This window comes from Zwartia lucis (genome assembly GCF_965234455.1).
Classification (GTDB): Bacteria; Pseudomonadota; Gammaproteobacteria; order Burkholderiales; family Burkholderiaceae_B; genus Zwartia; species Zwartia lucis.
The window spans coordinates 181,682-194,602 of sequence record NZ_OZ248472.1 but is presented as its reverse complement, the minus strand read 5'-3'; the positions used below and the strand labels follow the sequence as shown (position 1 = coordinate 194,602).

Below are 12,921 nucleotides of genomic sequence, written 5' to 3'. Positions count from 1 at the left end.
GTTGATGACTGCTGCGCGCTCCCCTGTTGGTGCGACTGTGTTGCACCCTAGTGCTGAATTAGCGAAATTTTCTTCCGAACTCAAGTATTCAGATATTCCTGAGTCCGTGCGTATGCGCTGCGAAGATTTGTTCTTGGATACTCTGGCTTCTATCCTCGCGGGCTCTTCTGCACGTGCGGTGAAATCCGTGGCCAAGTATGCAGAGCTGATGGGGCCCTCTGACGGCAAGTCTGAAGACTTCGTCAACAGACGTTTGACTTCCCCTGTGTTTGCCGCCATGGTGAATGCTGCTTCCTCACATGTTGTCGAGCAAGACGATGTGCACAACGGCTCTGTTTTTCATCCTGCAGCGGTTGTATTTCCCCCAGCACTTGCCGTCGCCCAAGCGATTGGTGCCTCTGGTGAGGAGTTTATTACCGCTTCTGTCGTAGGCTATGAAGTTGGCATTCGTATCGGAGAGTTTCTAGGTCGTTCGCATTACAAAATTTTCCATACGACAGGTACAGCGGGAACCATTGCAGCGGCTGTGACCGTTGGTCGCTTGCTCAAGCTCAATCCTGAGCAAATGCTCAATGCAATAGGCTCTGCCGGCACAACGACAGCGGGACTTTGGGAGTTTTTACGTGACGCGGCTGACTCCAAGCAATTGCACACAGCGCATGCAGCCTCTACTGGCATGACCGCAGCCTATTTAGCGCAAGATGGTTTTACCGGTGCCCGCCGTATTTTAGAGGGCACACAAGGCTTAGCGGCAGGCATGTCTACGGATGCGGACTTGGGAAAACTTACAGATCGTTTGGGCTCACGCTGGGCGCTCGCTGAAACTTCTTTTAAATTCCATGCTTCGTGTCGTCATACACATCCTGCTGCAGATGCGTTGCAGCAGGCGATGAAAGAGCACGGACTCAAGGCGAGTGACATCGCTTCAGTCGTCACGCATGTCCATCAAGGCGCGATCGATGTCTTGGGTCCTGTCGTTGATCCGAAAACGGTACATCAGTCCAAATTCTCGATGGGTACGGTGCTTGCACTGATCGCTTTACGTAACTCTGCGGATTTGGCTGGTTTTGATCAAGCACTCAAAGACGGCGCTGTGACCGCGTTTCGCGACAAAGTCACCATGGAGCTCGATGATGAGGTCGATACCGCTTACCCACAACGTTGGATTGGTAAAGTCACGGTCAAGACCACCGACGGTCGTACCTTGACTGGCCGTGTCGATGAACCCAAAGGGGATCCAGGCAATACCCTTTCCCGACCAGAGATCGAAGAAAAAACATTACGCTTAGGGACCTATCAAGGTGCAGCAACGGAATCACAAGTTAAGAAATTGACTCAAACGGTGTGGGAAATCAGAAAGCAAGCCAAGCTAGGACAGTTATTAGCCGCTGCATAATGAATATAAGGGCCTGATGATCAGGCCCTTTATCTTTAGGAGTCCAAGAATGATGCGTTTAAAGGGTAAAGTTGCAATCGTCACTGGCGCTGCCAGTGGATTTGGTGCTGAAATCGCTCGCAGTTATGCCCGCGAAGGGGCAAAGGTTGTGATTGCAGACCTCAATGAAGTCGGTGCTCAGAAGGTCGCGAATGAAATCGGAAACGCCGCCGTTGCTGTGAAATGCGATGTCAGCAAACGCGCGGATATTGATTTGGCGGTCAAGGCTGCACGCGATCATTTTGGTGAGATCGATATCGTCGTCAACAACGCGGGATTTACCCACAAAAATCAACCATTCTTAGGTGTCGACGAGGCCACCTACGATCGCTGCTTTGACGTCAACGTCAAAGCCATCTACCACATGATTAATGCCGTCGTGCCTTCAATGCGTTTAAAGAAATCCGGTTGCATCATCAACGTTGGTTCAACCGCGGGGATGCGTCCGCGTCCTGGTCTGACTTGGTATAACGCCTCCAAAGGTGCGGCTAATTTGCTCTCGAAGTCTCTCGCAGTCGAATTGGCGGGTGACAACATTCGCGTCAACGTTATTTGTCCTGTCATGGGTGATACAGGGATGCTTGGAGATTTTATGGGGGTTCCTGACACCCCGGAAAATCGTGCCCGTTTTATCGCCACGATCCCGATGGGACGCCTGAGTGTGCCAAAGGATATCGCCAATGCAGCCGTGTTCTTGGCCTCCGAGGAAGCTTCGTTTTTGACCGGCCTAGAATTGCCCGTGGATGGTGGCCGAACAATTTAACTGACCTTAAGTTTGACGGGCGGCCCTCTGCTTTTCTTTGAGGGCTTGTATTCCCTGCTCCGCCAGACTCAATAAGGCATTGAGTTCCTGTCGATCAAAAGCATGCCCTTCAGCGGTACCCTGGACCTCGACATACCGACCTGCACCCGTCATGACGACATTCATGTCTGCGTCACAGCCCGAGTCTTCGGGATAATCAAGATCTAAGGTTGGATGGCCATTGACCATACCGACCGAAATTGCCGCGACGGAGTCCTTGAGGGGGTTATTGACGATCTCACCGCGTGAGAGCAGACCCTCGATCGCATCGGCTACCGCAATCCAGGCGCCAGTAATGCTTGCGCAACGTGTTCCACCATCCGCTTGAAGGACATCACAATCGATTTGGATGGTTCGCTCGCCTAGTGCCTCCATATCAATGACTGCTCGCAGGCTTCTTCCGATGAGTCTTTGAATTTCCTGAGTACGACCGGATTGTTTACCTTTGGCGGCCTCTCGATCCGAGCGGGTATGCGTCGCGCGAGGCAGCATCCCGTATTCGGCGGTCACCCAGCCTTGACCCTTGCCCTTTAAAAAGGGAGGGACTTTTTCAAGTACGCTTGCGGTACAAAGGACTTGCGTTTCGCCCATACAAAATAAAACCGAACCTTCCGCATAGCGGGTAAAGTTTCTTTGAACCTTGACGATACGAAGTTCATCGAGATTTCTGCCGGAAAGGCGGCTGGGACTAGTGCTAGTATTTGACACGTTGAGCGCTCACTTACAAAGACGATTGGATGACCTTGATGCAAAACAACCAAAACCTGATGCATCTGCCGCACAGTATACGCAGCAGGCCTTTTGCTGTCTTGCTCGCTGCCTTTTTATCCTGCTATCTGGTGTTTCCTTTCAAACTTTACGCGCAAGCAGCCGAGAACATTGCCATTACCCGCTATGACAATAGCCTTGAGATTTTTCATCCTGTCAGAGCAACAGGCGGCATGGTGGCCTCTGATCATCGACTCGCCAGCGAAATCGGCGCAGAGGTCTTGCGTCAAGGAGGAAACGCCGTTGATGCAGCAGTGGCCATTGGTTTCGCCTTGGCCGTCGTCTTGCCCTATGCGGGGAACCTTGGCGGTGGTGGATTTATGCTCGTTCGAGAAGCAAAGACAGGCGCTATGAACGCCTTAGATTTTAGGGAAACCGCTCCGACTGCGGCCCGTCAAGACATGTTTCTCGATCCTCAAGGTCAGGTCATAGCAGGTAAATCGACAATTACCCCCTATTCCGTCGCTGTTCCAGGAACCGTTGCCGGCCTTATTTCTGCACTGCAACAGTTCGGTACCTTACCTCCTGAGCAATTGTTGGCACCGGCGATTCGTCTGGCTGAAGATGGATTTATCGTCAGCCCTGTGCTCGCCCAACAATTCGCCGTGCAACGTAAACATCTCGAGCGTTGGCCGTCAACGCGCGAAGTATTTTTCAAACGTAAACCTGATGTGCCAGCGTGTCTTATGCAAGACTGCCCGCTTTCTAGTCTAGTCACTTACGAAGCGGGAGAGCGACTCTTTCAGCCAGACTTAGCAAAAACGCTACGATTGATTGCACAACAGGGTGTGGATGGCTTTTATAAAGGAAGCGTAGCTCAAAATATCGTTGACACGCTAAGCACATCGACGCGCCCTATGAGTCTTGAGGATCTTGCAACATATCAGATCGCAATGCGGGCGCCTGCCAAAGGCAACTACCGTGGCTATGACATTTACTCCATGCCAGCACCCAGCTCGGGAGGTGTGCATCTCATTCAAATGCTTAATATATTAGAGCGCTTCCCTCTGTCTGAGTTTGGACCAGGAAGTGCCCAAACGATTCACTTGATCGCAGAGAGCGCACGTTTGGCTTATGCCGATCGGTCTGAGTATTTAGGTGACCCGGATTTTGTAAAAGTCCCTCAGCGCGGACTGACAGCGAAGTCCTATGCTGACACACTGGCAGCACGTATCAATCTTGAGCGTGCCACGCCAAGCAAACAGGTCAGACCAGGACCCGCTCGAGATTTTGAAAGCGAACAAACTACCCATTTCTCAGTCATGGATGCTCTGGGCAATGTTGTCAGCTGTACCTACACGTTGAATCTAAATTTTGGCTCTGGCATCGTCGCGCGCGGGACCGGCGTGTTGCTCAATAACGAAATGGATGATTTTTCTGCCAAGCCAGGCGTGCCCAATGCCTTTGGATTGTTAGGTGGCAGTGCCAACGCGATTGAGCCTGGCAAGCGTCCGTTGAGTTCGATGACGCCCGTGATTGTGCTCAAGGATGGGAAACCATGGTTCGCAACAGGCACACCAGGGGGGGCCAGAATTATTACAACTGTTTTGCAAACGGTACTTAACACGATCGATTTTAAAATGAATATTGCAGAGGCTTTGTCGATGCCTCGCGTTCACCATCAATGGATGCCAGATTTTCTACGTATTGAAAAAGGCTTGAGTCCTGACACCATTCGGTTACTCAAAGATAAAGGTCACGAATTGCGTGTCATGCCTACAATGGGGCGTGTGCAGACGGTTCAACAACAACATGGATTTTTATTTGGCGCGACAGATCCACGCAACCCAGATGGCGCCGCAATTGGTATTGAGAGAGTGCAATGATCACAAGTATGACTGCCTTTGGCAGTGGTAAATCCGAACAAACTTTTGGTTCGGTCACTGTTGAGCTTAGATCGGTGAACAGTCGATTTTTGGATATTCAGTTTCGACTGCCCGATGAATTAAGAATGGCAGAACAGCCAATAAAAGAACGTATATCTACAGAGCTGTCGCGTGGAAAAATTGAGGTGCGCGCGCATTTCAGTCGTGCGCAGGCTGCGGCTTCAACAGAGATTTCAGAGGATGCTTTATTGCTTGTAGCCCGACAACTTTCGCAGGTTAGAAAAATATTACCTGAGACTGCCTCTCCAAGCTTTTATGAAATGCTGAGTTCGCTGAGTGCGCAGCATCCACCAATCGATCCTGAGCTTTGGCTGGCTGCCTGTCAACAAGCTTCGACAGCGGCGCTCTCAGAGCTTCTTTCCGGACGACAGCGCGAAGGACAACGCCTCAGTCTTGCGATGCTTGATATTGCAAAACAAATGAGTCGGATTGTTGATGCGGTCGAACAGCAAATGCCTTTACTTATCCAGACACAAAAAGATCGCCTCGCTCAGAAATTACGAGAAACCATTCATCATGCCTTCCCCTCTGGGTTCAGTCATATTTCGGGGCCAGAGCTCTCAGAGCGTCTAGCCAGTGAATCAAGTTTATTTGCCTTGCGTATCGATGTCGCCGAAGAGCTTACGCGCTTGAAATCCCACCTGACTGAGCTGGAATTTTTACTCAAGGACACGCCTGATTCATCTGGCAAACAAAAAGGAAATCCCTCTCGAGGAAGTGCAGGGAAAAGACTCGATTTTTTGTTTCAGGAGATGAACCGTGAGGCAAATACACTTGGCTCAAAAGCAGGCAGCCTTGAAATGTCCAAGGCTGCGATTGATCTAAAACTACTCATTGAGCAAATGAAAGAACAGGCAATGAATATCGAGTGAACCTACCCTCGCCTGTTCTATTTCTGGTTGCGCTAGGTTTAACCTCTTCCGACAAACGGCATCGTCGTCGCCATGATTGTGACGAACTGTACATTTGTTTCCAATGGAAAACTCACCATTTGAGTGATAGTCTGCGCGACATGGTTAACATCCATGCGTGGCTCTACGCGCGTGGAGCCATCAGGTTGAGGAACACCTTTAGTCATGCGCTCGGTCATAGGAGTCGCAGCATTACCAATGTCAATTTGGCTGCACGCAATACGATAGGCACGTGTATCGAGCGAGATGGACTTGGTCAGACCCGTGACCGCATGCTTGGTCGCCGTATACCCAATCGAGAAAGGCCGCGGCGCATGCGCGGAAATCGAACCATTATTAATGATGCGACCGCCTTGTGGTGATTGAGATTTCATTATACGAATCGCAGCTTGCGCACACAAAAACATACCGGTCAAGTTGATGTTGACGATGTCTTTCCAAATCTCGACAGGTAGGTCCTCAATCGGAACTGGGGGACCGCCGCGTCCGGCGTTATTGAATAAGACATCCAAGCGTCCCCAGCGACGAACAACCTCGGCAAACAGCGCATTGACGGATGCTTCGTCACTGACATCGGTCACGATCGGATGCAAATTCGCAGCAAGCGCGCCGCCTTCCTTTTTAGTTTCTTCAAGCGCATCTAGACGACGGCCTGCTAACGCAACCTGATAGCCCGTTGCAGCGAGATGGATTGCTACGGCGCGTCCAATGCCAGAACCTGCACCTGTTATGACAGCGACCTTGAGATCAGACATTTCTTCTTCCTTTTGTTCAATGTAATAAGTGTTTATTTTAAGATGTTGCTTGGGCAGGACCCGTTTCGATTAAGGTATCTGGCTGTGCGCACCACTCACTCCAAGAGCCGCCATACAGCGCCGCACCTTTCAATCCCGCAAGTTCCATCGCAAGCAAAAGATGGCATGCGGCAACGCCGGATCCACAACTTGCAATAACGTGCTCTGGAGAATGACTCCCAAACAAGGACAAAAACTCTGCTTTAAGCACTTCGGAAGATTTGAAACATGCGTTTGCATCAAGATTTTTCTTAGAAAACCGACTGAGAGAACCAGGAATATGACCTGCTTTCGGGTCGAGTGTTTCATTCAGGCCTTCGAAACGATCCTCAGGTCGACCATCGATAATCAGTCGGTTTGTGTGACCCAGTCCTGCACGTAACTCAGCGTATTGAACCAGTTTCGTGAGTGACTCGCCACGTTTAAAGTTACCCGCAGCTCTGGCCGAAGGCGTTTCTTTTGAGAGTGGTTGGCCAGCTTGAACCCATGCCTCAAGCGAACCATCGAGCACAACAACATTGGCGTGACCGACCCAGCGCGCGCACCACCACAAACGCGCTGCATAGGATGCACCAGGAGAATCATAGGCCACGATGAGTGTGTCTGCATTGACGCCTAGTGCAGCGAGGTCCAAAGCAAGACGGTCAGGATTTGGCAAAGGGTGTCGTCCATTAGTCCCAGTCGAAGAACCACTTAAAACTTTACCTAAATTAAGATAGATCGCACCTGGGATGTGGCCAGCTTCATACGCACGAAGCCCGAGCGCCGCATCCACCAAATCGTATCGGCAGTCACAAATCAGTACTTTTGAGGGATTTTTGGCCAACTGCTCCTGCAACTCAGGAACCGAAATGAGGTGTTGGTTCTTCATATCTTATGCAATCCTTGTTTATTCAATGGTTTGTCTAACGAGGCTCTCTGCTATGCTTTAAGCTTAATTCACTTCTTTGCATTGTCACCTATGTCACTGGCTGCCGGAAACGTTTTTATGGTTGTCGCTCCAAGTGGAGCGGGTAAATCTAGCTTGGTGAATGCGCTTTTGGCGCGTGATCCAACGCTGTGCTTGTCTGTTTCTTGTACAACACGGCCCGCTCGCTCCGGCGAAACCGAAGGTAAGGACTATCGTTTTGTCACCAAAGAGCAGTTTGATGCAATGCGTCATCAAAATCAGCTCTTAGAGTGGGCCGAGGTACACGGCAATTTTTATGGCACACCACGAGACAAAATCGACCAAGCCATCGCTTTTGGACAGGATATTCTGCTCGAAATTGATTGGCAAGGTGCTAGGCAAGTTAAACAACTATTTCCCCAAGCGATCGGTGTTTTTATCCTACCTCCCGCCATTTCAACGCTTAGAGAGCGTTTGACCCAACGCGGTCAGGATGCAGAGGCGGTGATCCAACGCCGTATCGAGGCTGCAAGCGAAGAGATTTCACATGCGTCTGAGTTTGAATATGTTATTATTAATCAAGACTTTAGCATTGCGCTCACGCAATTGAGTCAGATCATCGAAACGGCAAAATTGCGTTATCAGCGCCAACTTGCCCGACATCCTGAGCTTTTCAGATCCTTCGATTTACTCCCTTGAGCGTTCGCTAAAGCTATACTCAACGATCAATGCACTTTTTACCTTACTGACAGGACTTCCATGGCCCGCATCACTGTTGACGATTGCCTCGCGCACATTCCTAATCGCTTCAAGCTCACCTTGGCAGCCACTTACCGTGCGCGCGAACTCGCTCAAGGTCATGCCGCTCGAATCGATAGCAAAGACAAACCCACCGTGACCGCTTTACGCGAGATTTCAGCAGGTTTGACCGGCATTGAAATGCTGCGCAAGGTTCCCACTTAAGTAGGATTCCAATGGCCTTTCCCGGACTTCGGTACGCTTCTTCCGGGTTATTGGCCGCCCTGCGCGTTGGTTCACGCCTCACCCGCAGGCCTGCAGCACCTCAAGAACGATTAGGTTCAGTTTCTGGCTCTGCCACACCCGTCGTGACGGAGGCAGAGCCTGCAATTGCCTCTATGGCCTCTCTTCAGCTTTTGCTAGATGGATACCTCGATACAAAAGAAGTCGCTCTTGTCCGAGATGCCTATCGCTTTTCAGATCAAGCTCACCTTGGTCAGTTTCGCTCAAGCGGTTCCCCTTATATCAGTCACCCGATCTCTGTCGCAGAGATCTGCGCTGGCTGGAAACTCGATGTCGATGCCATTCGTGCCGCTCTCTTGCATGATGTCATGGAAGACCAAGACATTGCCAAACAAGAACTTCTTGAAAAATTTGGCTCAGACGTCGCAGAGCTGGTGGATGGTCTCTCAAAATTAGACCGGCTCGAGTTCGCCAGCAAAGCGCAACAGCAAGCGGAAAGCTTTCGAAAAATGCTGTTAGCGATGGCACGTGATATACGTGTCATTCTCATAAAGCTTGCAGACCGACTACACAATATGCGCACACTGGACGCAGTCAATCCAGATAAAAGAAGGCGCATCGCGCGCGAGACATTGGATATTTACGCTCCGATTGCACATCGGCTCGGTCTCAATGCCTTATATCGCGAATTACAAGATTTATGTTTTGCCGCTATTCATCCAAATCGCTATCTGGTTTTGGAAAAAGCGGTCATGGCCGCACGTGGAAATCGACGAGAAGTATTGACACGTATTGATGAACAAATCAGAAGCGCTTTACCTACAGCGGGCATAGAAAGCGAAGTTCGTGGACGTGAGAAAACGCTTTATGCCATCTATAACAAGATGGTTAAACAAAAAAAGAGCCTCTCGAATGTTCTGGATATTTATGGGTTTCGCGTGATTGTGCGGACCTTGCCTGAATGCTATATGGCGATGGGTATTGTGCATCAGCTCTATCGCCCTGTACCCGGAAAATTTAAAGATTACATCGCCATACCAAAAATCAACGGTTACCAATCGTTGCATACAACATTGGTAGGCCCATTTGGCACCCCAATCGAGTTTCAGTTTAGAACACACGATATGCATCAAATTGCCGAAGAAGGCGTTGCAGCACATTGGCTTTATAAAGGCGATCAGTCCAACCTCCAAGAAATACAAAGCCGGACGAGTAAATCATTGCAATCCCTACTCGATATACAAAATCAGACCGGAGACTCGACAGAGTTTCTTGAACACGTCAAAGTTGACCTGTTTCCAGATGCTGTTTACGTGTTTACCCCCAAAGGAAAAATTGTTTCCTTGCCCCGTGGTGCGACGGCCATCGATTTTGCTTATTCGATTCATACTGATGTCGGAAACCATGCCGTTGCTAGTAAAGTCAATGGCGAAGAGGTTCCCCTACGCACTGAGCTCGCAAATGGCGACTCTGTTGCCATCACTACCTCTCAAACTTCTCGTCCGAGTGCACAGTGGTTGAATTACGCACGCACTGGACGTGCACGCTCAGAGATCAGGCACTACCTTCGAACCGTTCAATACGATGAGTCTGCGGCCTTTGGAGAACGGCTGCTGACCCAAGCTTTAAGCGACCTTAAGTTAAATCTTCCTGCGAGTGATGATCCGATTTGGGAAAAGCTCGCTCGCTCGAGCGGTGCAAAGTCACGTGAAGAGATTCTGGCAGACATTGGTCTTGGCAAACGTCTTGCGGCGGTAGTCGCCCGACGCTTTGCGCCTGACCATCCCTTAATCGCCACCACTGCCGCTGCTGATGATGAAATGAGATCGGCAAAGCTCACTCCGATTCAAATCCATGGAAACGAGGGACAAGGTGTTCAATTAGCACCCTGTTGTGGCCCTCTTCCTGGTGACCAAATTATTGCTGGCATTCGAGTGGGTCATGGCCTCGTGGTGCATACGGCCGAATGTCCAGTGGCTCTGCGCGCACGTCTCAAAGAGCCAGAACGTTGGGTGGACGTCGCGTGGGATCAAGAAACGGCCAAGCACCTTTCTGCTCGCTTCGATATTATTGCTAAAAATGAGCGTGGTGTTTTAAGCCGTATTGCAGCCGAAGTGGCGCAGGCAGATTCAAATATTATTCACGTGACGATGCATGACGATGCGATGGCAACCGTTGTTCTCAATCTCACTGTCCAGGTCGACAGTCGAAGGCATCTCGCCCAAGTTTTTCGTTCTATACGACATGTACCTCAAGTCAAGAAAATCATACGCGCAAAAGGTTAAATAAAAAATTTTCTTTATTTTGAATTTCACTTGTTCTTGAGAAGCTTGCCGATCGTTTGATTGAAGTCCGTGACACAAGCATCGGCACAACGCTCAGACCATTTTGGTAAAACCTTTTGCGTTGAAATACGTTTGATTGTTGCTATATCTGCATTGGATGGTGTCACTAATCTCATCTGACCGCGAGGCATTGAAAGACATTCTTTGCTGCCAGTGTTGCAATCGACGCCGCGTTGAGTGAGTTTGTCAGAAAAATCCCAAAGATTTTGAATCAAAAATTCAATATTGGACTCAAGGAATTTCTGCACTGGCTCATCTAGACTATCCCATACCTTTTGGTTAACAGCATGGACTTCTTGATTCCAGCCGACAGGCATGGCATAGAGATGTGTCGACCCTCGGTACCATTTTGCTGTGTAACCCGAGTAGGCACCCCCAATCGCACAGGAGATATTTTTTAATTCCAGTGCTTTTAAGACTTCAGAAAAAGGCAAGCCTATGCTTTTTGCGCCAAGCGCTTCGACTAACTCAGCTTGCGTTCTGGTAATCGTACGAATCGTTTGACCTTTCAAATCTGCAAGGCTACGAATCTCGACATTACAAAAGAAAAACTGCGCTCCGTAAGGGGCAACACCCAAAAGCTTCACCTGATGTGTAGCAGCCAAATAATGCTTAAGCACTGGGTAAAAGGCGTTGATGGACTCTTTTGCAATGTTCTGATTTGGTACAAGTCCTGCGATATCGACCGCCTCAAAAAGTGATGCTTCTCTGGCGTAGTATGAGAGAGGAATCGTTCCGAACTCAATGACACCTTGGCGCATCAAGCGAATTAATTCTTGACCTTTGAGGCCTAACTCGTCAAAACCTTTGATTTGAGCAGTCACAGCGCCCTCGGACCGCTCGGCAATGGAATGATTCCAGAAAGGTTTTTCAATTTCCAAATAAGCGGGACGGCTGCTAAGTCCTCCAACAACCTTGAGCTCAGTTTGAGGCAGAAGTTGTGCCATGGCGATACTGAAAAAACTGGAAAGTAATAAAGCCAGTCCAAGTTGCCCAAAGAGTACGCGAAACATAAGTTCGCGCACAACGGCAGAGTTTAGGGTTAAGTTCTTCATAGTTGTCGATTTTAACAATCCCTAGGCGCGACACAAGTTAAATAACGCAGGTATGATCATCAAGGTACCGTGATTATTCACGCTTTCCTACAATCCAACACATTACAGGAGCTCGGTTGATGCCTCGGGTATCTGCACTGAGTGCTGCATCCTCCGCATTCGCCCCGCCGGCTCAACGCCCTCTGCTTGGCATGCTTACCTTCCTATTTTCGCTTATTTTTTTGACAAGCTTAGATGGCATGGGAAAGTGGATCATGTCCGTTGGTGTGCCTTTGCTCGTTTTTTGCTGGTTTCGATACGCCATTCATCTCGTTTTGTTGATGTCGATCATTTTACCTAGCCGCGGATTGGGTGTTTTTAAAAGCAAAATGCCCAAATTACAGTGTCTGCGAGGCGCAGCCATGCTGGGCTCAGCATTGACATTTTTCACAACGCTGAGTTATTTACCTCAAGCAGAGGCAACAGCACTTATTTTTCTTGCCCCCCTTTTAATGCTGTCTGTCGCACCCTGGGTTTTAAAGGAACCTTCCCGTCAATCACGCTGGATCGCTGCTGGCATCGGACTGGTCGGCGTGTTGATTGTTGTGCGTCCTTCAGCGGGATTGCCCCTGATAGGAGTGATCATGGGGCTGATCACCGCATGCCTCTTAACTGCACAACACTTAATCTCAAGAATGCTCGCGCGAGACAGTGCATTTACCACTGTGCTTTGGGGAGGGGCGATTGGGACTGGATCCTTGACGCTGTGTTTGCCCTTCGTTTGGTCCTCCGCAGTGAGTAGTCTACAAACCTTGAGCGTCTGGAATTGGACCATTCTTTTGCTATCTGGTGCGACGGGAGGGCTAGGACATCTGCTACAAATTCAGTCATATCGCAACGCACCTGCGTCGCTCCTCGCTCCCTTTATATATTTACAAATCATCTTTGCCGCAACAATTGGGTGGCTTGTCTGGTCTCACCTTCCCGACACCACCACATGGATAGGCATCATCATTATTTGTGCAAGCGGCATCGTCAATAGTCTGATCGAGTGGCGCCGCAGCCGAAGCTAGGCG

Annotated in this window: 12 protein-coding genes; 8 read left to right on the top strand and 4 right to left on the bottom strand. The window is 49.7% G+C overall.

From position 1 onward, the window contains the following. The first annotated feature begins 4 nt into the window (after positions 1–4). Both AC8GE9_RS00925 and AC8GE9_RS00920 read left to right on the top strand, forming a co-directional pair. On the top strand, positions 5–1,396 hold the full coding sequence (locus tag AC8GE9_RS00925) for an MmgE/PrpD family protein (RefSeq protein WP_506675241.1): 1,392 nt from the start codon (positions 5–7) through the stop codon (positions 1,394–1,396). Between the two features lie 49 nt (positions 1,397–1,445). Then, on the top strand, positions 1,446–2,198 hold the full coding sequence (locus tag AC8GE9_RS00920) for a glucose 1-dehydrogenase (RefSeq protein ID WP_506675240.1): 753 nt from the start codon (positions 1,446–1,448) through the stop codon (positions 2,196–2,198). A gap of 6 nt (positions 2,199–2,204) precedes the next feature. Here the strand turns inward: AC8GE9_RS00920 and rph are convergent, their stop codons facing one another. Next, positions 2,205–2,945: a ribonuclease PH gene (gene rph, locus AC8GE9_RS00915; RefSeq protein WP_506675239.1), complete on the bottom strand. Its 741-nt coding sequence runs from the start codon at positions 2,943–2,945 to the stop codon at positions 2,205–2,207. A gap of 38 nt (positions 2,946–2,983) precedes the next feature. Between rph and ggt the strand changes: the two genes are divergently transcribed. Continuing rightward, on the top strand, positions 2,984–4,831 hold the full coding sequence (gene ggt, locus AC8GE9_RS00910) for a gamma-glutamyltransferase (RefSeq protein ID WP_506675238.1): 1,848 nt from the start codon (positions 2,984–2,986) through the stop codon (positions 4,829–4,831). Then, positions 4,828–5,763 carry a YicC/YloC family endoribonuclease gene (locus AC8GE9_RS00905; protein ID WP_506675237.1) on the top strand — a complete coding sequence of 312 codons (936 nt, stop codon included), beginning with the start codon at positions 4,828–4,830 and terminating at the stop codon, positions 5,761–5,763. The genes ggt and AC8GE9_RS00905 overlap by 4 nt, the downstream gene beginning before the upstream one ends. A gap of 38 nt (positions 5,764–5,801) precedes the next feature. Here the strand turns inward: AC8GE9_RS00905 and AC8GE9_RS00900 are convergent, their stop codons facing one another. Further along, on the bottom strand, positions 5,802–6,557 hold the full coding sequence (locus AC8GE9_RS00900) for an SDR family oxidoreductase (RefSeq protein WP_506675236.1): 756 nt from the start codon (positions 6,555–6,557) through the stop codon (positions 5,802–5,804). A 37-nt stretch (positions 6,558–6,594) separates the two neighbouring features. Further along, positions 6,595–7,467 (bottom strand): sulfurtransferase, encoded by an 873-nt coding sequence (locus tag AC8GE9_RS00895; RefSeq protein WP_506675235.1) that lies wholly within the window; start codon positions 7,465–7,467, stop codon positions 6,595–6,597. Between the two features lie 90 nt (positions 7,468–7,557). Here AC8GE9_RS00895 and gmk point away from each other — a divergent pair, with 90 nt between their 5' ends. The 3 genes from gmk to AC8GE9_RS00880 all read left to right on the top strand — a co-directional run bounded on the left by gmk (position 7,558) and on the right by AC8GE9_RS00880 (position 10,751). Beyond that, positions 7,558–8,184, top strand: a complete 627-nt coding sequence (gene gmk, locus AC8GE9_RS00890; RefSeq protein WP_506675234.1) for a guanylate kinase — start codon at positions 7,558–7,560, stop codon at positions 8,182–8,184. 60 nt (positions 8,185–8,244) lie between these two features. Then, a complete protein-coding gene (gene rpoZ / locus AC8GE9_RS00885) occupies positions 8,245–8,448 on the top strand; it encodes a DNA-directed RNA polymerase subunit omega (protein ID WP_506675233.1) in 204 nt (67 codons plus the stop codon). A 173-nt stretch (positions 8,449–8,621) separates the two neighbouring features. Further along, positions 8,622–10,751: a RelA/SpoT family protein gene (locus AC8GE9_RS00880; protein WP_506676287.1), complete on the top strand. Its 2,130-nt coding sequence runs from the start codon at positions 8,622–8,624 to the stop codon at positions 10,749–10,751. Between the two features lie 26 nt (positions 10,752–10,777). Here AC8GE9_RS00880 and AC8GE9_RS00875 read toward each other — a convergent pair whose 3' ends face one another. Then, entirely contained in the window at positions 10,778–11,866 is a 1,089-nt protein-coding gene (locus tag AC8GE9_RS00875) for a TRAP transporter substrate-binding protein (protein ID WP_506675232.1), read from the bottom strand. Between the two features lie 119 nt (positions 11,867–11,985). On the opposite strand from AC8GE9_RS00875, the gene AC8GE9_RS00870 reads away from it, so the two are divergent. Further along, the gene (locus AC8GE9_RS00870) at positions 11,986–12,918 is read left to right on the top strand and encodes a DMT family transporter (protein ID WP_506675231.1); all 933 of its coding nucleotides are present in this window, start codon (positions 11,986–11,988) and stop codon (positions 12,916–12,918) included. Positions 12,919–12,921 lie beyond the last annotated feature (3 nt).